Here is a 23,888-nt window from a genome sequence, read left to right as displayed (position 1 = left end):
ATTTATGGATCTTTTACTGCTGCTCAAAGCGGCAATTATGGGTATTGTAGAAGGGATTACCGAATTTCTACCCATTTCTAGCACAGGACATTTGATTCTAGCTGCAGAGCTAATGGACTTTTGGACCAAAGAAAAAAGCGATGTATTTGTGATTGCCATTCAAATGGGAGCAATTGCAGCGGTCATATATGAGTACTGGACACGTCTATGGGGCGCAGCCACAGGCATGTTTACTGGCGAAGAAAAAGGTCGACGCTTGGGCTTTGGTCTGATTATGGCATCTATTCCAATTATTCTGATTGGATTGACCTTTGGGCAGACTGTAAAAGAATTACTCTTTAATGATGTTGCCGTGGCGATTGGTTTGATTATTGGCGGTTTTATTATTATGTGGATTGAAAAACATCCACCACAAGTACGTGCCCATGAGGTTGAAGAACTAACTTATCGAGATGCGATTTGGATTGGTCTAATTCAGGTATTGTCGCTGATTCCGGGGACTTCGCGTTCAGGTGCAACTATTATTGGCGCGATGTTCTTGGGTGTATCGCGTAAAGCAGCAACCGAGTTTTCCTTCTTTTTGGGGATTCCTGTCATTATTGGCGCAGGATTACTCGACTTGTACCAAAGCTATGATGTATTCCAAACCACCGAAGATTGGACCGTGCTCAGCTTCGGGATCATCGTTTCTTTTGTTTCCGCACTTTTGCTGATCCGTGCATTGGTGGCGTATGTGGCTAAGCAAGATTTTATGATTTTTGCTTGGTATCGTATTGCTTCAGGTTTAATCATTTTATTGTTCGCATTCACAGGCTGGAAACTATGGTAAGCGAACTTCGCTTATATACCGAAGCCGAGTGTCTCACTCAAGCACAGCATTATTCTGCTGTGCTTTTGTCTAGAGGCGTGCAAACGCGCATTGAAACAGTAGAAAAACTCAATGCGCGTTTTTTGCGTTTGAACCCTGAATTGGCATTGTGTGTCGATGCTGAAGGGCTGTGGTTATGTGCCCATGGCATGAAAATGCAACCCGATTGGAAAGCTGAAATTGGGCGGTTAAAACGTGCCTCTTTAAAATCGGAAATGATTGCTCGCGCCTGTAATTTGTCGGAAAAACCAAGTTTGATTGATGCTACGGCAGGGCTAGGACATGACAGTTTACTCATGGCACATTTGGGTGCTTCTGTCACGTTATTGGAGCGCCATCCGATTCTTTTTACTTTGTTGGAAGACGCTAAACGTCAAGCCGCAGATGATCCTTTCTTGGCAAGTGTTGTTGCTCGTATCCAATTGGTTTTTACAGATTCAGCAGATTATTTACGTGACTGTATAGCGCAGAGTAAAGTGGTTGATGTGGTGTATTTAGATCCGATGTTTCCGCAGCGAGATCAACATCAACAGGCGCAGAAAAAGCAGGCTCAAGTCAAAAAACAAATGCAGTTATTACATTTGTTGTTACCTGAAGATGGTGAAATGGATTTGGGTGATCATTTATTAAGCTTAGCACAGCAAATTGCCAAACGTGTTGTGGTGAAGCGTCCACGTTTGGCGGTGTTTTTGGCGGGGCAGGAAACTACACATCAATGGCAGGGCGATGCTTGCCGATTTGATGCTTATTTCCAAGCAAATTTGAACAATGGGTAGATTTCTACCACTAAAGCAGTGGCAAGGCGTTCAATGCTTCTATAATGCGCAAAGATTTGTTATATAGTTAAAATTGACAATTGATAATTACGACGACAAGCATAAACTTGGAGTGTGGAAACGCGAGCAGCGATTAACAGAATCCTATGATTGACTTCAAACCCTCCATTAATTTTTGGCACGATTTTAAAAGCAACCAAGCCGCGGGTGTTTGGTTATTTTTGGGTTCGCGACGCTCTTTACAAATTATTCGACCTTCTATCTTACAACTGATTTTTTGGGGGATTTTAGGCGGTCTTGCCAATACCTTATTCAGTTGGTTGGTGGCGGGAGAAGTGGGGGAATTTAACCCACAGGGTTTGGTTAGTTATGCTTTGTGGCCTTTTATTGCCTTAATTGTCGGAATTATTCTTTCTCAGCGTGTCAATAACCCGCGTTTATTATTAGTACCTGCTTTGTTGTGGTTAGTATTAGATACACACGTTGCTTTATTACAAAGCTTGATTCAATACATGGGCATGATGGATGTCTTACCGTATGTGTTGTATGACTATTTACCTACCATTTTTATGGTGCTGTTTGTTTGGCAAAGCTTGGCCGTGGTGTGGGTATTTTCACGTGAGCTACATTGGCCGTGGTGGGAACGTGCACTGATTGTTTTGGCGACCTTATTCACTTTGGTGGTTTGGCAGATGTCAGTGAAAAGTCAGCCCATTTGGAAAGTAGAAGAAGTTCCACCAAGTTTAAGCGAAGAAGCTTTTTATGCACAAAGCCGTGTACTGAATAAAGCTTTAGACAGTATTCAATATGGGGAATTTGCCCAATCGCATTGGTACTTCTTAGGGGTTGCAGGGGCGAGCTATCAAGACGTATTTATGTCTGAAATTGAGCGCATTCGTGAACAGTTTGATACCCGTTTTGGCACTTTTGGACGTTCGATGGTGCTCATTAATAACCCAATGACCCGTAATGTAATTCCAATTGCTTCGCAAACCAGTATTGAATTGGCGCTGCGCCGTATTGGGCAACGCATGAACCGTGAAAGTGATGTGCTGTTTTTATATATGACCTCACACGGTTTAAAAGATCATTTTGAAATTGAAAATGCGCCACTCGACTTAAATCAGGTCGATCCGAAATGGCTGCGTGATACTTTGGATAAATCGGGTATTCGCTGGCGTGTGATCGTTATTTCAGCCTGTTATTCAGGTAGCTTTGTATCAGCCTTGCAAGATGATAATACCTTGGTGATTACTGCATCGGCAGCAGATCGTGAGTCGTTTGGCTGTTCAAACGAAGCTGACTATACCTATTTTGGCCGTGCCTTTTTTGATCAGGCTATGCGTGAACAAAACTCTTTTGCCAATGCCTTTAATGAAGCCAAAGCGACCGTGGCAAAATGGGAGCAAGCGCAAGGTTTTGAACCTTCAGAGCCACAATGGGCAATTGGTAAAAATATGGAATTAATGCTGCCACAATTAGAGCAGCGTTTGTTTCCACAAAAAAGTGTTGTAACATCGGCAGAAATTCAATCGAGTGCGCAGTCTGTTCAATAAGCCAAAGAGGAGAGGGTGATGGAGTTAATTCAGAACAACTGCTGTTTTGAGGGTGAGCAACGGATTTATCGTTTTCATTCAAATGCTTTACAGACTGAAACTCAGTTTGGCATTTTTTTACCAGAACAAGCTTTGGCGGGGCAGGCGTGTCCTGCGGTATTTTATTTGGCGGGTTTAACGTGTAACGAAGAAACCTTTGCGATTAAAGCACATGCGCAGCACATGGCAGCACAATTGGGATTAATCTTGATTAGTCCAGATACTTCACCACGTGGTGAAGCTGTTGCGAAAGGCGACCATTGGGATATTGGACAGGGTGCAGGTTTCTATATCAATGCGACACAATCACCGTGGGCGACACATTATCAAATGGAAACGTTTGTCTCCGATGAGCTTTATCAATTGGTACTGCAACAGTTCCCAATTCAGGCACAGCACCTTGGCATCATGGGGCACAGTATGGGCGGTCATGGTGCATTGACCCTCGCGTTTAAATATCCTGACAAATTTAAGTCCGTATCTGCTTTTGCTCCGATTTGTGCGCCAAGCCAATGTCCGTGGGGTGAAAAAGCATTTTCGAATTATTTAGGTACAGATCAGCAAGTATGGTTACAGCACGATGCTACTGCTTTGGTGCGGGCCAAAGGTGCATTGTTCAGTGAAATTTTGATTGATCAGGGATTGAAAGATCAATTTTATAGTCAGCTCAATCCTGCATTATTTCAGCAAGCTTGCGATGCGGTTGGGCAAAAATTGAGTTTGCGGGAACATGCAGGCTATGATCATGGCTATTATTTCATTCAAAGCTTTATAGATCAGCATTTGCAATTCCATGCGGTACAATTGCAAGCGGACTAAGCCAAGTACTCAATTTTACGCATTGATTTTTAAACTTTTCTAGGCAAGTTGTTCACTTTTTATTAGAATGGTGAACACTTGCTTTTTTACCATTTGGAAAGATTGCTCATTTGGGTTTGAGTGTCTGGGTAAAATAACGACCGCACAATAAAATAAATAAGGCATCACATGCACAATTCAGAATGGGATTCACCACAACAAGCAATGCCATCTTCCCCCTTTTTTGCAGCGGAGCCTACGACGCCACCCGCACGGAATCCATTACTTGGACGGATTCATCATTTTCAGTTTCATGGTAGTGCCTCAGAGTATTTTGGTATTTGGATTGTCAATATTTTGTTGATGATCGTGACCTTTGGGCTGTATGCACCGTGGGCAAAAGTACGTCGTTTGCGCTATTTTTATGGCAATACCGAATTAATCAAACGTCGTTTTGATTTTACAGGCATCCCACATAAAATTTTATTGGGACGTTTAATTGCCATTGGAATTTATGTTGCGATCTCGGTGGTTTCCAATTATTCAGTCAAAGCCATGGTTATTGGCGTGGTGGCTTTATATTTGGCTGTGCCGTGGTTGATTCGAGCGACCATCCGTTTCAAGGCGCGAAATAGTAAATTTGGCAATGCGCGTTTTTATTTTTCAGGCAGTAACAAAGAAGCCTATTGGGTATTTCTAAAATGTATCGTAATTAATTTGTTTACTTTGGGCTTATTTTTTCCTGTGTTGGTGTGGATGTATAAGCGTTATTGCCTAGACCATTTATATGCAGGACAGCTTAAATTTAAACTAAAAGCAGACTGGCCAGCATATATGCGCGCAATGTATATGCCTATTTTTTTGTTCTTTGGCATTTTGCTTGCTGTCGGGATAATGTTGACTTTGGCAGGACAGTTGAGTCGTAATCCTGCGCAGTTGGTTTGGTTATTTTTAGCGGTTTATCTGTTGGGGATATTTTTAATTTGGCCACTAATGTCGGCGCGAATTTTTATCACCACATGGAACAATACCAGTATCAGTCGTAGTGAATTTCAGACCGATTGCGGACAGTGGCACTATACTTGGATTGTGGTGACCAATTGGATTGTGAAAGTTCTGAGTTTGGGTTTAATGACCCCATGGGCAGCCATTCGTTTATATCGCTATCAGGTTGAGTCTTTAAGTCTACATTTAAAAAATGATCCAGATTTGATGATCAATAAACTGCAAGCTGAACATAGCGCACTTGCAGAAGAACTCAGTGATATTTTTGATATTGATGTATCGCTGTAAGCTAGGAGAAGAAGATGGCAGCACAGATCGTGGATGTGGTGTTTTATGATGGTGTAGTGTCTAAACCATGGGCTGCCAAAATCTCTCCTATAGATGCTCAGTCGGTACTTATTCGTTATGGTGAAAATTTACAGCAACAACGACACTATCATTATCAAGACATGATGTTGGTGGGCGCACTAGGTAAAATTCAACCTGTCATTGAACTTAAAGACGATGCACGTATTGAATTTTCCGAAGCCTTGCCTGAATGGTTTCAACTGCGAAATAAACAGGTGCAGCATTCTATTTGGAAATTGGAACGTACGCCAAGCCTAATTGTATTTAGTCTGGTTTTTGTGTTGTTGATGGTATTTGCCACAGTGCAATGGGGCATCCCAAGTGCATCCAAATACGTTGCTTTTCAGTTACCTGCGAATACCTTAAAGCAAATTGGTGATGAAGCAGAGCGTTATATCTTAGACATGACAGCGCCAAGCCAACTGCCCGCAGCGCGTCAGCAGAAAATTCTAACAGATTATCGACAGCTTATTGCAGGAGATACACCTGCCAAAGTGCTGTTTCGACAAGGTGATCGCTTAGGCGCGAATGCTCTGGCAATTCCGAATAACACCATTATTTTGACCGATGAATTGGTGGAATTGGCGGAGAATGATCAGGAAATCATTGGCGTGTTGGCACATGAACAAGGGCATTTGGTAGAACGACACAGCTTGCAACAGGCTTTATCGAGCTTAGGGTTTAGTATTATTTTGCTCGCGATTACAGGAGATGGTACAGATTTAGTTTCGACCTTGCCTGTGGCGCTCGTGGGGGCAAATTATTCACGTAATTTTGAATCTGAAGCAGATTATTATGCTTTAAATACGATGCATGCTCAGGGCATTCCAACCATTCATTTTGCCCATTTTCTGGAGCGTTTGGCAGAAGATGCAGGTGAAGACACCGCCAAAAGCCCTTTGGATTTTTTACAAAGCCATCCTGCAACACAAAAACGTATTCAAGCGGTTAAGGATTTTGAACAAACGCAGCGTTTAGCGCCTTAACATGAAACAGTTAGTACCGTTGCCAAACCGCGCTCAATTCTGTTTGTCCCATACGACTTAAATGATCAAGCACGACTTGTTCGAGGTAACTTAAATCTGTTTCAGTATTTTTTACCTGAATTTCAACTACAAGCTCATGTGTTTGGGGTATAAGTAGAATTGTGGCACTTGGCATCATAATTTGGTATTGGGTTGCGCTTTCTGCAACGTCAAATTTATGTTTCCAGTGGTTGAGTAGACGCTTGGCAATACGGCTTGCTTGCGTTGTTTGAATATGGGCAGAACTGTTCATCATCTGTTGAAACCAGCATTTTGTTCAAATGAGTAAAGACCTTTACTATAACAAAGCCAGACTGAAAGAACAGTGGAGTGCTGCAACAGAGCGTTGCGGAGATAGAATTATCAAATTGGCTGATCGACCTGAATCATCGAACTGAATGATCCAATCGTAACAGAATCCACCACACCAAGCAGTCTTTGCTATAATGCGCCACAATCCCAATATTTAGCTAGGTTCTCCCATGTCCAAGCCTTATTTAATTGCGCCGTCTATCTTATCTGCAGATTTTGCTCGTCTAGGCGAAGAAGTGGAAAATGTACTTCAGGCAGGTGCCGATGTGGTGCATTTTGATGTGATGGATAATCACTATGTACCGAATTTAACTTTCGGTGCAGGTGTATGTAAGGCATTGAAAAACTATGGTATTACTGCACCAATTGATGTGCACTTAATGGTAAAACCTGTAGACCGCATGATTGGTGATTTTCTAGAAGCGGGCGCAGACATTATCACGTTCCATCCTGAAGCTTCAGAGCATATTGACCGTTCATTGCAACTGATTAAATCGGGTGGGGCAAAAGCGGGTTTGGTCTTTAACCCTGCTACACCGCTGCATTATTTAGATTATGTACTTGATAAAGTTGATCAGATTTTACTCATGAGTGTGAACCCTGGTTTTGGTGGGCAAAAATTCATTCCAATGACTTTAGAGAAATTACGTCAGGCACGTCAAATCATTGATGCTTCAGGTCGTGATATCCGTTTAGAAGTCGATGGTGGTGTGGGACCTGCCAATATTCGTGAAATTGCAGAAGCGGGCGCAGATATGTTTGTTGCAGGCTCAGCAATTTTTGGCAAGCCAGACTATAAAACGGTGATTGATGAAATGCGTGCTGAATTGGCAAAAGTTGGCGCAGTCGAAGTATAAATTTCTACAATCACAAGTGCTTATGCTGTGGATAACTTTGTAGATAACCGTATGGATATCTATGTTGATAACACTATGGATAAGCCGATTAATTTATAAACATTTGTACATCAATTGTTTATGACTTATACAAAATAAGTATAAAAAGGATTCAATCGAATCCTTTTTGTTTATTTTAAATACACTGAATTTATTGAGTATTTACTCAGTTAATTATAAAAATAAGTTGCTTAATATATAACTTGATTGTTTTAGTTGGCTTTTAAATCGCACGGATTCACTCTGTTTTTCAATGCAGAAGATATTGTGTATAAGTGGGGCTTGAATTATATTGAGTGCATTGTAGATTGTGGATTGTACTTGGCAAAAATGTTCAATTCTTGTGCAAGTTCAGGTCTGCATCTTTCATACTCAGGAATTTATTTAGTGCTGACTCAACCCTACAAACAAATGTGGTTTGTTGTCCTGATGGCATTTGTCATAGGGTGGAGTGGTATTGTTAGTGCTGCGGTAAAACCTGCACATGATTGGATGATGTCAAATCAGGCAGCAGGGTCTGAGATTCGACATTCTGCAACCGCAGCGAGTGAAATGACATCTTTACCAGATTGTCATACCACAGCTTTACAAACGTATCCTGAAACCAAGCAGCATATATCTGGGCATGATGCCAAGGCCAACCATCATCTCAGTCAGCACACATCCGCAACGGATACCGATTTAAATGCGGCAGATTGTTATGGCTCGGCTGATTTTTCTACTGCAAAGACGAATTGTCAGGACTGTGCGCAGTTGCATTGTCAAAGCTTAAACAGTGTGTTGAATGTGCAAGTCCCTGAACTGATTCAACCTATAGCATTTACATCGGTCAATATTCTATTGCCTGCTTATCAAGCTCAACATTTACTTGGGCATTGGCAGCAAATTTTACGTCCACCCAAAGCTTAATCCTGAATTCAAAACACCTTTACGTTTTATTTTAAGGATTAAGTCATGTCTAAATTTTATCAGCCTGCGCTGTTTTTAACAGTCTGTGCATTGTGTTCGAGTTCTGCATTTGCTGCGGTCAAGGAATATCACCTGACCATTGCAGAACAAACGGTCAATATCACGGGAAAACCTGTTCAACGTATTACAGTCAATGGACAATTTCCCGCGCCTGCACTCGAATTTGAAGAAGGCGATGAGGCGGTAATTCACGTTAATAATCAATTAAAAAATCAGGACTCATCTATTCACTGGCATGGTTTATTGTTGCCCGGTTTGATGGATGGTGTGCCTGGATTTAATGGTTTTCAAGGGATTAAGCCACAAGGACATTTTGTTTATCAATTTAAAGTACGTCAAAGTGGTACCTATTGGTATCACGCACATTCCAAAGGTCAGGAACAAGATGGTCTATACGGCTCTTTGGTGATTCATCCTAAAGCCAAGCCAGCCGTAAACGCACATGAATACACAGATCGTGATTATGTGGTGATGCTGTCAGATTTTCATGAAAAATCTAGCAATCAAATTCAGAAAGATTTAAAAATTTCAGCCGAGTTTTATCAAAATCAGCGTGAAACCTTAGGTGATGTTTGGCGTCAAGTACAGCGTGATGGGCTAAAAGCCACATGGTCAGACCGCAAAATGTGGAATCAGATGCGCATGCTGAAAACCGACCTTTCCGATGTCACAGGCTATACTTTTTTAATGAATGGCAAGACACCTGAACAGAACTGGACAGGTGTATTTAAGCCAAATGAAAAAGTGCGTTTACGTTTTATCAATGCCTCTGCCATGTCGTTTTATGATGTGCGGATTCCAAACTTAAAAATGACAGTGGTCAGTGCCGATGGTCAGCCAGTCAAACCTGTTACTGTGGATGAATTTCGTATCGGCACTGCAGAAACCTACGATGTGATTGTTGAACCTCAAGCAGCGCATTATCAAATTGAAGCGGAATCAATAGACCGCTCAGGTTTTGCTGTGGGTAGCTTGCAGAGTGAACTTCATTCTGCAACATCAAATCTACAGCTCCCTGCAGCGCGCCCGCGTGCTTTACTCACCATGCAAGATATGGGGCATGCTACAGAGCATTCAGGCGATGATCATTCCAAGATGAACCATGCAACGATGTCTGAAATGGATCACTCAAAAATGAATCATGCAGCGATGTCTGAAATGGATCATTCCAAAATGAACCATGCAGCGATGTCGGAAATGGATCATTCCAAGATGAACCATGCAGCGATGTCGGAAATGGATCATTCCAAGATGAATCATGCAGCGATGTCGGAAATGGATCATTCCAAGATGAACCATGCAACAATGTCTGAAAATACGCATACACAATATGGCATGCCTTCAACAGAACACAAAAATGCGGTGGTATATGGATGGGCAAATGCTTCTACACCCGCGGGGCATAAAGCCTTGCACTATGAAGATTTGAAATCGCTGCAGCCACAAGCAGATACACGTGAACCAAGCAGTGAATTGGTCGTGCGTTTAGGTGGTACGATGGAGCGTTATATCTGGACAATCAACGGTAAGAAATTTAGTGATGCCACACCACTCAAGGTGAAATATGGTGAGCGTATTCGGATTAAATTTATCAATGACAGCATGATGGCACATCCAATGCATTTACATGGCATGTTTATGCAGTTGGAAAATGGTCAAATGGCAGCAGAAATGCCGAATAAACACACCTTAATTGTGCCGCCAGGTCAAACTGTAACTGCACTGCTTACTGCAGATGAATTAGGTGAATGGGCAATACATTGTCATTTGCTCTATCACATGAGCGCGGGAATGATGAATAAATTGATTGTAGCGCAGGTGAGTGAAAATGAACCGCTTTCAACCACAGCAATTCAAGCCACTCAAACCCCTTCAGCGACAGCGCAAAAAGGAGCAGCACATGCACAACATTAATCTTTTTGCGAAAACAGTTTTAAGTATTTCTGTCTGCTGCATCAGTACAGTTGGGCTAGCAGCGACAGAGGTGCATAGTGCACATGCCAGTTCAGCAGAGATTGCAACAATTGCAGCTCAGGCTGATACTCAATCGCATCAATCGCATCAATCGCATCAATCGCATCAATCGCATCAATCGCATCAATCGCATCAATCCGATTCGTCCGTGCAAGAGTCGCAGTCACACGATCATCGTAAAGAACATGGTGCGCAGGTGTACGCGGTGAGCACTTTAGATACGCAATGGCAAGTGAATGATCATGCCGAGGGAGTGCTCAAATCTAAATTACAAACTCGTATCGGAACTGATGAAAACAAGTTGTTTGTGAAAATTCATAGCGATAAGCAAGAGTCACAAGCGACTGAATATGATGCCAAGTTGTTATACAGTCGTATGATTTCAGATTTTTGGGATGTGCAAGCAGGTGTGCGTTATCGACACGAAGTGAATCAGCAAGAGCATCAAACAGACCGAGAAGATAAGTTTGACGCTGTGTTTGGCTTACATGGTTTAGCTCCATATTTTTTTGAAACCGATGCTTATTTTTATTTGGGTGAGGATCAATATGCGGCTTTGAGTTTGGAAACCACACGGGATCTGTTATTGACTCAGAAATTGATCGCACAGCCTTATTTAGATGTAGATGTTATTCTGCAGGATGATGCCAAATATGCGAAAAAAACAGGACTCAACCGCGCAGCTGTGGGTGTGGAAATGCGTTATGAAATCAGCAAGAACATCATGCCGTATATCAGTGCAGGTTATGAGTATACGAAAGGTGATCAACACACTGCTTGGCAGTCTGCAACCGATTCCGAGCAGAGCGGCTTATATGCGATAGGCTTGCGTTTCAGGTTTTAATGATTAGGGGTATTTATCAATGATTAAGTCAATGGATCGTTGCTGCTTCTAAATAGAATAGATTGTCCCTAAATACATAGGCTTGGTTTATACTGAGCCTATTGTATTTTTGGGTGTGGCGTATGTCTTCATCAACTCAAGATCCTCAATCGAATCAAGATAAAAACTTAGAAAACCAAAATCTAAACAATACTGGCTGTGGTTGTGATACGCAAAAAAATGTAAACCAGCCTTGTGCAACTGCGCCTACACACTCCAAGTCATGTGGCGATACAGGCTGTGGTTCGTCTTGCGATACAGAAAAAAGCTGTGCTGATCAAAATAGCTGTACATCTGCAACGACTGCCAAGACAGATAAAGCAACAATTTTGGATTCGGAACTTTTGAGTCCGTGGGTGAGTGCATACCATATTCCTAAAATGGATTGTGGCGCAGAAGAACAAATGGTGCGGATTGCTTTGGCAGATCATAATGATATTGCAGCCTTGTCTTTTGATTCACCTGCACGACTTTTAAAGGTTTATCACAGCAACCAATCTGCCACAGAAATTACCCATAAATTAGAAGCATTGGGTTTGGGTGCTGTGTTGCAACAGACTGAAGCCAATACACAAACTGAACTGCCTGTATCTAACAGCGCTGCACAACAAAAAGTGCTATATGCCTTGCTTGGTATTAATGCCGCTATGTTTTTGGTGGAATTAATTGCAGGTTTAATTGCATCTTCGACTGGGTTAATTGCTGACTCCTTAGATATGTTTGCCGATGCCGCCGTGTATGGTTTGGCTTTATTTGTCGTGGGTCAATCCGCCAAGAAACAGCTCAAAGCTGCACATTTGTCTGGTTGGGTACAACTGGGTTTGGCTGCACTGGTTATCTTTGATGTCCTGCGCCGTTTCTTCTTAGGCAGTGAGCCTGAATCCATGTTGATGATGGTCATTGGTGCTGTGGCATTGCTGGCAAACGTCACCTGTTTATGGCTACTTTCAGGGCATAAAGATGGTGGAACCCACATGCAAGCCAGTTATATTTTTTCCGCCAATGATGTGATTGTGAATTTAGGTGTGATTATCGCGGGCGGTTTGGTGATGCTGACAGGGTCGAATTATCCAGACCTGATTATTGGCTTAGTTGTGGCCATGTTTGTATTGAATGGTGCGCGCAAAATTTTAAGTTTAAAATAGACGGATCATCGCTGCGCGGTGGCTTAAATTGCAACAGGAGGAACGACCTCCCTTGTTTGGGTTTTTAGAAATAGTCAAAGTGACTGAAGACTCGACAAGAAAAATCTTCAGGACGGCCTGATTTCATGATATTGAAGGAGGGCGTTATGGCCTGGATGATGTTGATATTGGCGGGTATTTTTGAAGTGGTTTGGGCATACTCCATGAAGTTGTCTGACGGCTTTAGTAAATTAACGCCCAGTATCGTGACTATCTTTTTTATGATTTTAAGTTTTGCGCTTTTGGCTTATGCCATGCGCACTTTGCCATTAGGCACGGCTTATACGATTTGGACAGGTATAGGCGCAGTCGGTTCATTTTTAGTCGGTATTTTTGTTTTAGGCGAACCTGCCAGTGCTATGCGTATGTTGGCTGCAGTTCTGATTATTTCAGGTTTGGTGCTTATGAAAATTTCATCCAGCTAACTTGGAATGCAGTCTTTTAGTGTGTGCTCAATAACAGATCGGTTTGAGTTAAAAACAGGATGACCTGATACCCAACCTGCTTGAGGAGAAAAATAATGCAATTGGCATTTACTGAAATGGACACTCCTGTAGGCGTGCTTAAATTGGTGGCTCACGATCACGCATTGGTTGCGGTAATGTGGGATAACGAAGATCATAAACGGGTACGTTTAGCCAGTTTAGTTCGACAAGATGATCATCCAATTTTGCTCAAAACTCAGCAGCAACTCCAAGAGTATTTTGCAGGTCAGCGTCAGCAATTTGATGTGCCTCTTGATTTTGAAGGCACTGAATTTCAGAAGAAAGTCTGGCAGGCGTTATTAAGCATTCCTTTTGGGGAAACTCGTAGTTATAAGCAAATTGCCGAACAAGTTGGTAGTGAGAATGCGATGCGTGCCGTAGGGGCGGCAAATGGCAAAAATCCAATTTCGATTATTGCACCGTGTCATCGGGTGGTGGGTGCAAGTGGAAAATTGGTGGGCTTTGCAGGCGGGTTGGATAATAAAGCGATTTTGTTAAAGTTAGAATCTTCAACTTCAAAAGTTTAAATGACTGAGATTCAACAACAATTTTGATCAAAATAAAATAGAGCAGGGGAAATGTTAAAAACATTATTGTTGCAGTTTTGGTGGCTTATTCTGCTTGTTGCAGGTGTAGGGCTGATCAAAATTTTCAAACCTTTTCTAAAGGGAAAGGTGGGGGAACTCGCAGTAAGTACGCATGTGAAGTTGTATTTAGATGAACGTTATATCTTGTTGAATGATGTAACTTTGCCTGATGAGTTCGCAGGAACAACTCAAATAGATCATATTTTATTGAGTCCTTTTGGGGGTTTTGTGATTGAAACAAAAAACTATAAAGGCTGGATTTTTGGTGGAGAACGCCAAAAAGTATGGACACAAAAAATTTATAAAAAGACCTACAAGTTTCAAAATCCTGTCTATCAGAACTATAAGCATATAAAAGTTTTGGAATCAGTATTGAGCGATATTGTCGAGCCTGAATATCTGCATTCTGTGATTGTATTTATGCCAGACTGTGAGTTTAAGACCCATTTGCCCAACAATGTTTTTAAAGGCAGTGCATGGGTTGAGTATGTCAAAGGTTTTCGGCATGAAGTCATTTCACCGATGAAACTGAAACGTATTCAGCTGAGAATTGAAAAAGAACTACTTGATAAGTCTTGGAAAACCAATCGTCAACATGTCGAAAATTTGAAACAACGGCACGAACGTTAAAAAGTTGCAATGAAAAACCCTGATACAAGGTGATCAGGGTTTGAAGGAGTTGAACGATAAGCACTAAAACCTTTTCGGAATTTTCTGTCCGTTCGGTACAGGCGTTTCCGCATATTTAAGCACACCAAACAACCAAGTTTCAGCATGTTGTACCGCTTGTTTCAGTTGATCTCCCATTGCCAAGCGCCCTGCAATAAAGCTCGCCAATGAACAGCCTGAACCGTGATATTCACCTTCAAGCCGTGGACAGCGGGTTTCTGAAACCATTTCATTGTTAATATACAGTGCATTACGAATATGATCAGGGGTATCTTCATGCCCACCTTTGACCAAAACGGCCTGCGCGCCCATTGCAAATAATTTAGCTGTTGCGCGTTCTAAATCATCTTCACCCGTTAAGGCACGTAATTCCACAGTATTTGGCGTGATTAAAGTCGCCAGTGGAATCAACTCGACAAATGCCTGAACCAAAGTCGCTTGATCACCTAAAGAACCACCACTATTGGCAACCAAAACAGGGTCAAGCACATATAAATAATCAGGATGTGCACGTAAAAAATCTGCCAGCGCTGCAATATTGTCAGTGGTGCCCAACATGCCCGACTTTACAACTTTAATGGGCAAATCATTCACCACCGCATTGGCTTGCGCCAATAACAATTCTTTAGACGTTGCTTCAAAGCCAAATACTTGCTGAGAGTTTTGAATGGTCAGTGCTGTGCAGGCAATCGCTGCATGTGCACCGCTATTGCCAACGGCTTCAATATCAGCCTGTAAACCAGCGCCACCCGAAGGGTCTAAACCAGAAAAACATAGTACTGTTGGTCGCACACACATATCCTTAATTGCTTCTATTTACGTTAGTATAGGCAACTTTGGAGTAACACTCGATAGTCATTTAGGCACATAGGCTGACATTGTGATAAAGAACCTTTTAATTGATTTAGATGGCACGCTGACCGACCCGAAAGAGGGCATTACCGCTTCTGCGCGTTATGGTTTGGCTAAGGTTGGACATCCTATTGCAGATACGGAAAATATTGATTGGATTATCGGGCCGCCCTTAAAAGCCTCTTTGGCAAAATTACTTCATGTAGATGTGCATGACGTATTGGCAGAGCAAGCCTTAGCAGGCTATCGAGAGCGTTTTGCTGCAACAGGCTTATTTGAAAATCATGTCTTTGAAGATGTTGCTGCAACATTGGCAGATTTAAAACAGCAAGGCTATCGACTGTTTTTAGCAACAGCCAAACCTGAAATTTATGCACGCCAAATTTTAGATCACTTCGATTTATTGCAATATTTTGAATATCCCTACGGTAGCGAACTAAATGGTGAGCGTACCAATAAAGCGGATTTAATTGCCTATATTTTGCAGCAAGAACAATTGCAACCTGAACAATGTTTAATGATTGGAGATCGTGAACACGATATTTTAGGTGCACGAGCCAATGGAGTCGATTGTGTTGCAGTCGAATACGGCTATGGTTCGGCTCAGGAGTTAGACTTGGCTGCACCAAAACATAGAATTCAGTGTTTTGCGCAAATTTTGTCGGTGCTTGAACAGTTATCTGGATGAGCGAGATGCTTACATCTGTTTGCATTTCTAGCGCAGTGTTATTGCAAAGATCGTGCTTCAATATTTAATTTGAATATTTAATTTTAATATTGAAAGAGGGTATGTGATGAAGATATTTAGTCAATCTATTGCAGTAGTAGCGGTTTCAATACTGATGACTGCATGTGCCAATCATGCTGCTACATCCACAACACCTACTGCGCAGGTCGAAATGTACACATCATTGCAACATCGACAGTGTGAGCCAGATTCAGGTTTAACCCTTACGGAAATTGTTCAGCGTTTACAGCAAGCACAGATTCAGGTGAAGCGGGCCAGTGTAGGTTCAGATGGGCGGATGTATGCACAGGTCTGTGGTGGTGCAGATGGAAAAATTGCTATTGTCACGATTCCTCAATCTCAGCAGAAACAAGCAGCGGCATTGGGCTTTCAGCCTTACTCACAAATACGTTGAATTAAAGCATAAGTGCTGTTTTTAGTTGTCACCCATAAAAAAACCTCAGTTCTTTGCACTGAGGTTTTTTTACAACCGAATCAGGTTGAGATGTCAGGATACTTGGCGTTTCAAATTTTAGAACTGTGGTTTTACCACGACTAAAATTACAATCGCTAATAGCAGCACAGTCGGCATTTCATTGAAGAATCGCCAGAACTTGTGTGATTTATAATGCGCATTGCCAATCAGTTTTTGGCGGTAATAGCCACAAACCAAATGGTAAATCACCAATAAACCGACCAATGCTACTTTCAGGTAAAACCATAACGCATCGTGGTAATTGCGGGTCGCATCGCCCCAATCTACCAAAAAGTGTGCCGTGATGAGGGTGGCAATCATAGACGGCCACATAATCCCTCGGTACAACTTGCGCTCCATGATTTCAAAACGCTGATGGCTCAGTGTATCTTCACTCATGGCATGGTAAACATATAAACGTGGTAAGTAGAACAATGCAGCGAACCAGCAAACCACGGCAATAATATGTAATGCTTTTACCCATAAAAAAGCATCAGAAGGTGCATCCATCGACTATCCTATAGGAGATTATTCATCCCACTTCTTGAAAATAAGGCAGGCATTTACACCGCCAAAACCAAAACTGTTACTCATCACAGTATTCAATTTTGTGTCGCGTTTTTCAAGTACGATATCAAATGCTTTCGCGCCTTCATCAAGTTCAGTGACGTTGATGTTTGGTGCAATGAAGTCGTTTTGCATCATCAAGACAGAATAAATTGCTTCTTGAACGCCTGCAGCACCCAAGCTGTGACCAGTCATTGACTTCGTTGAGCTAAGAGCAGGCACTTTACCTTCACCAAACGCACGTTCCATGGCTTTCAATTCAGTCACGTCGCCTGCTGGAGTAGAAGTACCATGTGTGTTCACATAGTCAATTGCGTCTACACCGTGTTGTTTCGCTTCGTCTAAAGCCATCAAGATACAACGTGTTGCACCTTCACCGCTTGGTGCAACCATGTCTGCACCGTCAGAGTTTGCAGCATACGCAACCACTTCAGCTAAAATATTTGCACCACGTGCTTGTGCGTGTTCAAGTGATTCAAGAACCACGAAACCACCACCACCTGCAATGACGAAACCATCACGGTCTGCAGAGTACGGACGAGATGCTGTTTCTGGTGTGTCGTTGTATTTAGAACACAAAGCACCCATCGCATCAAACAATAAGCTTTGTGACCAGTGATCTTCTTCACCGCCACCTGCAAGCATTAAATCTTGTTTACCCAATTGAATTAGGTTGTAGGCATAACCAATTGCATCGGCAGAAGTTGCGCATGCACTGGTAATTGAGTGCGCGATACCTTGTAATTTGAACGCAACACCCAAGTTTGCCGTAATGGTGTTCGACATGTTACGTGGTACGAAGAACGGGCCAATTTTACGTGCGCCTTTTTCTTCAAGTAGCTCAATCATTTCTGCAACAGATGCAGTTGAGTTACCGCCTGAACCACCCGCGATACCGTAACGTGGGTTGCCTGCTAAATCTTCTTGCTTTAAGCCCGCATGTTCAATGGCATCTACTGCAGCGTTGTAAGCGTACATCGCACACACGCCCATAAAGCGTTTTAATTTACGGTCAATGTGGTCAAAGTTTTGTTCTGCTGCTGCACTTACGTGGCTTTTGAAATTAAGTTCAGCATAAGTTGGGTTGGAACGTGTTCCTGAAATACCGTTTTGTAAAGAATGAGTCACAGCTTCTAAAGTATTACCAATGCACGAGTTAATGCCCATGCCGGTGATTACAACACGTTTCATCTACAGATCCCTTTTATGGTGATAATGTTGAGCCGAACACCGTGACTGCCAAGCAATCGCTGATACGGTATGACTCATGTCTTACAATTGCGTTCATAATAGCAGAAAGAATTTTGAATTCTTATGGCAAATATGATGCCACTTTGCAGGGAAGATCAAACCGCAGCGAAGCGATAAATGAGATGCAGGAAGCCAACCAAAAGATACACAATCATATTGAGATAAACTTAGACTACACCTAGTATCTACCCATAAATCATAGAAATTAAAAATGAGGAGTAAGAATGTCAGATTCCAAGAATAAACAATCAAGCGGATTCTTCTCGAATGCGATTGGGGTGGCTAAAAAGCTCAGCAGTACAGGCATCCATGTATTGCAGCAAGTTGCACCGGGTACTGTAGCGAAGGATGAGCACAGTGCAAAATCAGGGCAAATTATTGAAGGTCAGGCACGTAGCTTTAGTGCTTTTCAAGCGCGTCAATATGACAATCCTCAACACATGCTCAGACAGCATGTGCCTCAAGTTTCACGTCAGCTTTTAGGTCGTCACTATAACCGCGTCAATCAGGTGGCGAGTTTTGTGTCGCCCGATTTTTCCGACAAAATTTCAGATTACCTATTTGATCAGTTGAATAGTTTTACTTCCAATATCAGCTCTGTTGATGATGTGCTTGATCAGGCTGGCGTACGCGATTTAGAAGAATTGACTCAAGATGTAGATCGTTCTAAACGAATTAGTCAGGCACTCGCAGAACAAAATAAATGGATTGCATCACTGCAAGGCGCATTGACAGGTGCAACAGGAGTAATCGGTTCAACTATTGATGTGCCTGCATCTATTGTGATGTCTTTGCGTACCATTTATCAGGTGGGACGTGCATACGGTTTTGAACTGAACAAAGACACCGAGCAAGAAATTGTTCAGTTTATTTTTAAACAAATTGATTTAGGCGTCATTGCAGAAAAGCAAGCGGTACTGATGGGGCTAAAAACCTTATCCAATATGCTGCAAACTCATGATGTGCATCAATTACAAAATATGCTCGGTTCAAGCAATGATTATGAGGCATTAAAGAAATACTTCTTGAATGAGCAAGGTCAAGTCAAATGGCCGTGGTTGAATCATGTACCTAAGTTTTCCATGTTGAATAAACTCACGCCTGTAGCAACCGCATCGGTGAGTGCAGTATATAGCTGGAAATTGGTGGAAGATGTGCATCACAAGGCACAGCAAGTGTTTTCCAATGCCCGTAGCTATTTAATTCAGCATAAAGACAGCAATTTATCTGCCATTCATGCGTATGAAAAATCGTTGGAATTGCTGGCACAGGCTGCGCCTAAACTCTTAGAGCAGTTGAAGGGTAATGAAGCCAAACATGCAGAGCAAGATGCATTAGTAGAGGGGCAAGAGAGAGCAGAATCTGCGCCGTCAGATGCTTTAGTGCAAACCGTATCAGACCATGAAAGTATCCGAGCGGTAAAAGTGCAGAAAAAATCGGACAAAGTGGAAACAACTGCAGCACAGCTCGATGAAAATATTCAGCAAGGTCTAGGAGAATTGGCAGATCAAATGCTAGAGCCACATGCTGAAGTTGCACCGCAAAAACCTGCTGTACCTGCAGAAGAAATTGATGAATATATGCTGGAAGATGCTTTAGAGCCTGTGGAAGATTCAACCCAAGTGGCTGAAACTGTTTCGGAAAATCCAGTAACATCAAGTACAGAAACTGCAAAGCAGGTTACAAAAAAGCCGAGAACTCGTACAAGTGCTCGCAAGCCAAAAGCTGAATAAAAACAAGTGATAAGTAGAAATTTGGTTGGTATTTTAACTGCCTATGAAATATTGACCATTTTTCTATCTTCGCTTACAATTGCATGCCCTCAAAAAGTAGTATGTTTTTGGGGCTTTTTATTAACGGGAGAATTGCCACATGGCAACAACAAATCAGTTGATCCGTAAGGGTCGTACGACTTTGGTTGAAAAATCAAAAGTTCCTGCGTTGAAGGCTTGTCCACAACGTCGTGGTGTTTGTACACGTGTTTACACAACTACACCTAAAAAACCTAACTCAGCAATGCGTAAAGTTTGCCGTGTTCGCTTAACTTCAGGTTTTGAAGTTTCTAGCTACATCGGTGGTGAAGGTCACAACCTACAAGAGCACAGTGTTGTTCTTATCCGTGGTGGTCGTGTTAAAGACTTACCAGGTGTACGTTACCATACCGTTCGTGGTTCTTTAGACTGTGCTGGTGTGAAAGATCGTAACCAGTCACGTTCTAAATACGGTGCTAAACGTCCTAAGAAATAATCTTTTAAAGATTAAGCCCTTAGTTCGTAGAGCTGCAATCCTTTATCGTCTCGCTTGTCTGATTTCTGCATTTAATTTTGTGAAATTCAAGCGACGTGTAGTAAGGCCAGCGAAATGCACACGACACTTTGTGCTACGGCTGGATCACCCTGAAGTGTCATATTTATAGGTAGTTTAAAATGCCAAGACGTCGCGTAGTCGCTGCTCGTGAAATCCTTCCGGATCCTAAATTCAGCAGCCAAACAATCGCTAAATTCATGAACCACGTAATGCAAGATGGTAAAAAATCTATTGCTGAAAGTATCGTTTACGGTGCTTTAGACCGCGTTCAAGAAAAATCTAAAGTAGACCCAGTTGAATTTTTTGAAGCTACGCTTGAAAAAGTTCGTCCAATGGTCGAAGTAAAAGCACGCCGTGTTGGTGGTGCTACTTATCAAGTTCCTATGGAAGTACGCCCATCCCGTCGTACTGCTTTAGCGATGCGTTGGTTGGTAGATGCTGCTGCTAAGCGTTCTGAAAAAACTATGGCGTTACGTCTTGCTGGCGAGTTGCTTGATGCATCTGAAGGTAAAGGCGCAGCGATCAAAAAACGTGAAGATGTGCACCGTATGGCTGAAGCCAACAAAGCCTTCTCTCACTACCGTTTCTAAGCGGATAAAACAGGCCCTAATCAGGAGGGTGATGAATCGGTTGTCACTGAATTGTCATCAAATCGCTTTAAGTTGCTAGGCAGCTTAAAGCGTCCTGTTTTAAACAACAAAATTTAGGAATGCTAGAAATCATGGCACGTCAAACCCCAATTTCTCGTTACCGTAACATTGGTATCTCTGCGCACATCGATGCGGGTAAAACAACAACTTCAGAACGTATTTTGTTCTATACAGGTGAAAGTCACAAACTTGGTGAAACTCACGAAGGTTCAGCAACAACTGACTGGATGGAACAAGAGCAAGAACGTGGTATTACTATTACCTCAGCAGCTGTAACATGCTTCTGGAAAGGTATGGGTAACCAGTTTGACCAACACCGTATTAACGTAATTGACACCCCAGGACACGTTGACTTCACAATTGAAGTTGAGCGTTCTATGCGTGTTCTTGACGGTGCATGTATGGTTTACTGTGCTGTAGGTGGTGTACAACCTCAGTCTGAAACTGTATGGCGTCAAGCAAACAAATATAAAGTACCTCGTTTAGCGTTCGTGAACAAAATGGACCGTACAGGTGCAAACTTCTTCCGCGTTGTTGAACAAATGAAAACTCGCTTGGGTGCAAACCCAGTGCCTATCGTTGTTCCAGTGGGTGCAGAAGACACATTCACAGGTGTTGTTGACTTAATCGAAATGAAGGCAATCATCTGGGATGAAGCTTCACAAGGTATGAAGTTTGAATACGGTGAGATTCCAGCTGACCTTCAAGCAACTGCTGAAGAATGGCGTACGAACATGGTTGAAGCTGCTGCAGAAGCATCAGAAGAACTCATGGACAAGTACCTAGAAAATGGCGAACTTTCTAAAGAAGAAATCGTTGCTGGTTTACGTCAACGTACATTAGCGGGTGAAATTCAACCTGCAATGTGTGGTTCTGCATTCAAAAACAAAGGTGTTCAACGTATGTTGGACGCAGTAATTGAATTCTTACCTGCACCGACTGACGTAGAAGCGATCAAAGGTATCTTAGACGACAAAGACGAAACTGAAGGTTCTCGTGAAGCGTCTGACGAAGCTCCTTTCGCAGCGTTAGCGTTCAAAATCATGAACGACAAATTCGTTGGTAACTTAACGTTCGTGCGTGTTTACTCTGGTGTTCTTAAAGCGGGTAGCCCGGTTTATAACCCAGTGAAAATGAAGCGTGAGCGTATTGGTCGTATCGTACAGATGCACGCAAATGACCGTCACGACATCGAAGAAATTCGTGCAGGTGACATCGCAGCGTGTGTAGGTCTTAAAGATACAACCACTGGTGATACATTATGTGACGAAAACCACGTAATTACACTAGAGCGTATGGAATTCCCAGAGCCAGTAATTGCATTGGCTGTTGAACCTAAAACTAAAGCTGACCAAGAAAAAATGTCAGTTGCTTTAGGTCGCTTGGCGAAAGAAGATCCATCATTCCGCGTTCGTACAGACGAAGAATCTGGTCAAACGATCATTGCGGGTATGGGCGAGCTTCACCTTGACATCATCGTTGACCGTATGAAGCGTGAATTCAACGTAGAAGCGAACATTGGTAAACCAATGGTTGCATACCGCGAAACGATCAAAAAGACGATTGAGCAAGAAGGTAAATTCGTACGTCAAACTGGTGGTAAAGGTAAATTCGGTCACGTATTCGTACGTTTAGAGCCGCTTGATCCTGAAGCTGGTAAAGACTACGAATTCGCTGAAGAAGTTGTAGGTGGTGTAGTACCTAAAGAATTCTTCGGTGCAGTAGACAAAGGTATCCAAGAACGTATGAAGAATGGTGTCTTGGCTGGTTACCCAGTTGTAGGCATTAAAGCGACATTATTCGACGGTTCTTACCACGATGTCGACTCTGACGAATTATCGTTCAAAATGGCGGGTTCTTACGCATTCCGTGACGGTTTCATGAAAGCAGATCCTGTTCTTCTTGAGCCAATCATGAAAGTTGAAGTAGAAACTCCAGAAGACTACATGGGCGATATCATGGGTGACTTAAACCGTCGTCGTGGTATGGTTCAAGGTATGGACGACTTACCTGGTGGTACTAAAGCAATTCGTGCAGAAGTTCCACTTGCAGAGATGTTTGGTTACGCAACACACATGCGTTCTATGTCTCAAGGTCGTGCGACTTACTCTATGGAATTTGCTAAATATGCTGAAACTCCACGTAACGTGGCAGATGGCATCATTGCTAAATTCCAGTCTGGTGGTAAAAAAGGTGACGACGAGTAATCTTTCGATTACTATAAGCGCAAACTAATTCATAGTTAAAAAACCTAATGCTCATGGAGTGATCCTCCATGAGTTGTTTTAAAAAGGAAGATCTCATGGCTAAGGCTAAGTTCNGAATACGATTCTCCAACTCGTCACTACGCGCACGTAGACTGCCCAGGCCACGCCGACTATGTTAAAAACATGATCACTGGTGCTGCTCAGATGGACGGTGCGATCCTTGTTTGTTCAGCGACTGATGGTCCAATGCCACAAACTCGTGAACACATCCTTCTTTCTCGTCAGGTAGGTGTACCTTACATCATCGTATTCTTAAACAAATGCGATATCGTAGACGACGAAGAGTTAATCGAATTAGTTGAAATGGAAGTTCGTGAACTTCTTTCTACTTACGACTTCCCAGGCGACGACACTCCAGTAATCCGTGGTTCAGCACTTGCTGCACTTAACGGTGAATCAGGTCAATATGGTGAAGATG

The 23,888-nt window shown here is 42.4% G+C and carries 24 protein-coding genes and 1 pseudogene; 21 read left to right on the top strand and 4 right to left on the bottom strand.

What is annotated here, in order from left to right:
• Nucleotides 1–4 precede the first annotated feature (4 nt).
• From AC07E5_RS00320 to AC07E5_RS00295, 6 genes are all read left to right on the top strand, one after another.
• Nucleotides 5–829: an undecaprenyl-diphosphate phosphatase gene (locus tag AC07E5_RS00320; RefSeq protein WP_131261915.1), complete on the top strand. Its 825-nt coding sequence runs from the start codon at nt 5–7 to the stop codon at nt 827–829.
• The gene (locus AC07E5_RS00315; RefSeq protein WP_131261914.1) at nt 823–1,644 is read left to right on the top strand and encodes a class I SAM-dependent methyltransferase; all 822 of its coding nucleotides are present in this window, start codon (nt 823–825) and stop codon (nt 1,642–1,644) included. The genes AC07E5_RS00320 and AC07E5_RS00315 overlap by 7 nt, the downstream gene beginning before the upstream one ends.
• A gap of 146 nt (nt 1,645–1,790) precedes the next feature.
• Nucleotides 1,791–3,200, top strand: a complete 1,410-nt coding sequence (locus AC07E5_RS00310) for a C13 family peptidase (protein ID WP_131261913.1) — start codon at nt 1,791–1,793, stop codon at nt 3,198–3,200.
• Between the two features lie 18 nt (nt 3,201–3,218).
• Nucleotides 3,219–4,058, top strand: coding sequence for an S-formylglutathione hydrolase (fghA, locus tag AC07E5_RS00305; RefSeq protein WP_131261912.1), 840 nt, complete (start codon nt 3,219–3,221; stop codon nt 4,056–4,058).
• A 168-nt stretch (nt 4,059–4,226) separates the two neighbouring features.
• Nucleotides 4,227–5,330 (top strand): YjgN family protein, encoded by a 1,104-nt coding sequence (locus tag AC07E5_RS00300; RefSeq protein WP_131261911.1) that lies wholly within the window; start codon nt 4,227–4,229, stop codon nt 5,328–5,330.
• Nucleotides 5,331–5,344: 14 nt separating this feature from the next.
• Complete coding sequence (locus tag AC07E5_RS00295; protein ID WP_179990899.1) at nt 5,345–6,376, top strand: M48 family metallopeptidase; 1,032 nt, start codon at nt 5,345–5,347, stop codon at nt 6,374–6,376.
• Nucleotides 6,377–6,386: 10 nt separating this feature from the next.
• Here the strand turns inward: AC07E5_RS00295 and AC07E5_RS00290 are convergent, their stop codons facing one another.
• Nucleotides 6,387–6,668: a DUF2218 domain-containing protein gene (locus AC07E5_RS00290; RefSeq protein WP_026438437.1), complete on the bottom strand. Its 282-nt coding sequence runs from the start codon at nt 6,666–6,668 to the stop codon at nt 6,387–6,389.
• 229 nt (nt 6,669–6,897) lie between these two features.
• On the opposite strand from AC07E5_RS00290, the gene rpe reads away from it, so the two are divergent.
• From rpe to AC07E5_RS00250, 8 genes are all read left to right on the top strand, one after another.
• Nucleotides 6,898–7,584 carry a ribulose-phosphate 3-epimerase gene (gene rpe / locus AC07E5_RS00285; RefSeq protein WP_004975246.1) on the top strand — a complete coding sequence of 229 codons (687 nt, stop codon included), beginning with the start codon at nt 6,898–6,900 and terminating at the stop codon, nt 7,582–7,584.
• A 426-nt stretch (nt 7,585–8,010) separates the two neighbouring features.
• A complete protein-coding gene (locus AC07E5_RS00280; RefSeq protein ID WP_228291838.1) occupies nt 8,011–8,532 on the top strand; it encodes a hypothetical protein in 522 nt (173 codons plus the stop codon).
• 45 nt (nt 8,533–8,577) lie between these two features.
• Complete coding sequence (locus tag AC07E5_RS00275) at nt 8,578–10,506, top strand: multicopper oxidase domain-containing protein (protein WP_253132485.1); 1,929 nt, start codon at nt 8,578–8,580, stop codon at nt 10,504–10,506.
• On the top strand, nt 10,493–11,410 hold the full coding sequence (locus AC07E5_RS00270) for a copper resistance protein B (RefSeq protein WP_498624456.1): 918 nt from the start codon (nt 10,493–10,495) through the stop codon (nt 11,408–11,410). The genes AC07E5_RS00275 and AC07E5_RS00270 overlap by 14 nt, the downstream gene beginning before the upstream one ends.
• Nucleotides 11,411–11,532: 122 nt before the next feature.
• The gene (locus AC07E5_RS00265) at nt 11,533–12,594 is read left to right on the top strand and encodes a cation efflux transmembrane domain-containing protein (RefSeq protein WP_253116819.1); all 1,062 of its coding nucleotides are present in this window, start codon (nt 11,533–11,535) and stop codon (nt 12,592–12,594) included.
• 146 nt (nt 12,595–12,740) lie between these two features.
• Entirely contained in the window at nt 12,741–13,058 is a 318-nt protein-coding gene (gene sugE / locus AC07E5_RS00260) for a quaternary ammonium compound efflux SMR transporter SugE (RefSeq protein ID WP_004975255.1), read from the top strand.
• A gap of 95 nt (nt 13,059–13,153) precedes the next feature.
• Nucleotides 13,154–13,645: a methylated-DNA--[protein]-cysteine S-methyltransferase gene (locus AC07E5_RS00255; protein ID WP_004975257.1), complete on the top strand. Its 492-nt coding sequence runs from the start codon at nt 13,154–13,156 to the stop codon at nt 13,643–13,645.
• Nucleotides 13,646–13,696: 51 nt separating this feature from the next.
• The gene (locus AC07E5_RS00250) at nt 13,697–14,335 is read left to right on the top strand and encodes a nuclease-related domain-containing protein (RefSeq protein WP_253132487.1); all 639 of its coding nucleotides are present in this window, start codon (nt 13,697–13,699) and stop codon (nt 14,333–14,335) included.
• A gap of 63 nt (nt 14,336–14,398) precedes the next feature.
• Here the strand turns inward: AC07E5_RS00250 and AC07E5_RS00245 are convergent, their stop codons facing one another.
• Nucleotides 14,399–15,166, bottom strand: a complete 768-nt coding sequence (locus tag AC07E5_RS00245; RefSeq protein ID WP_136144318.1) for a hydroxymethylpyrimidine/phosphomethylpyrimidine kinase — start codon at nt 15,164–15,166, stop codon at nt 14,399–14,401.
• A gap of 88 nt (nt 15,167–15,254) precedes the next feature.
• Here AC07E5_RS00245 and AC07E5_RS00240 point away from each other — a divergent pair, with 88 nt between their 5' ends.
• Nucleotides 15,255–15,914 carry an HAD-IA family hydrolase gene (locus AC07E5_RS00240; protein WP_019837216.1) on the top strand — a complete coding sequence of 220 codons (660 nt, stop codon included), beginning with the start codon at nt 15,255–15,257 and terminating at the stop codon, nt 15,912–15,914.
• Between the two features lie 106 nt (nt 15,915–16,020).
• Nucleotides 16,021–16,368 (top strand): hypothetical protein, encoded by a 348-nt coding sequence (locus AC07E5_RS00235; protein WP_004975264.1) that lies wholly within the window; start codon nt 16,021–16,023, stop codon nt 16,366–16,368.
• Between the two features lie 117 nt (nt 16,369–16,485).
• Here AC07E5_RS00235 and hemJ read toward each other — a convergent pair whose 3' ends face one another.
• Entirely contained in the window at nt 16,486–16,938 is a 453-nt protein-coding gene (gene hemJ / locus AC07E5_RS00230) for a protoporphyrinogen oxidase HemJ (RefSeq protein WP_004975266.1), read from the bottom strand.
• 18 nt (nt 16,939–16,956) lie between these two features.
• Nucleotides 16,957–18,186, bottom strand: a complete 1,230-nt coding sequence (locus AC07E5_RS00225) for a beta-ketoacyl synthase N-terminal-like domain-containing protein (RefSeq protein WP_019837217.1) — start codon at nt 18,184–18,186, stop codon at nt 16,957–16,959.
• Nucleotides 18,187–18,470: 284 nt separating this feature from the next.
• Here AC07E5_RS00225 and AC07E5_RS00220 point away from each other — a divergent pair, with 284 nt between their 5' ends.
• The 5 genes and pseudogenes from AC07E5_RS00220 to AC07E5_RS00200 all read left to right on the top strand — a co-directional run.
• A complete protein-coding gene (locus tag AC07E5_RS00220) occupies nt 18,471–19,979 on the top strand; it encodes an EcsC family protein (protein ID WP_253116823.1) in 1,509 nt (502 codons plus the stop codon).
• A gap of 139 nt (nt 19,980–20,118) precedes the next feature.
• On the top strand, nt 20,119–20,493 hold the full coding sequence (rpsL, locus tag AC07E5_RS00215) for a 30S ribosomal protein S12 (protein ID WP_000246374.1): 375 nt from the start codon (nt 20,119–20,121) through the stop codon (nt 20,491–20,493).
• 179 nt (nt 20,494–20,672) lie between these two features.
• Nucleotides 20,673–21,143: a 30S ribosomal protein S7 gene (rpsG, locus tag AC07E5_RS00210; protein ID WP_004975277.1), complete on the top strand. Its 471-nt coding sequence runs from the start codon at nt 20,673–20,675 to the stop codon at nt 21,141–21,143.
• A 131-nt stretch (nt 21,144–21,274) separates the two neighbouring features.
• Nucleotides 21,275–23,410, top strand: coding sequence for an elongation factor G (gene fusA / locus AC07E5_RS00205; protein ID WP_096902149.1), 2,136 nt, complete (start codon nt 21,275–21,277; stop codon nt 23,408–23,410).
• A 114-nt stretch (nt 23,411–23,524) separates the two neighbouring features.
• Nucleotides 23,525–23,888 (top strand): annotated as a pseudogene (locus tag AC07E5_RS00200) (GTP-binding protein); the annotation flags it as partial.

Source organism: Acinetobacter seohaensis (assembly GCF_056431365.1).
Note: the sequence above shows the minus strand (reverse complement) of the source record. Positions and strands in the feature narration are given on the sequence as shown.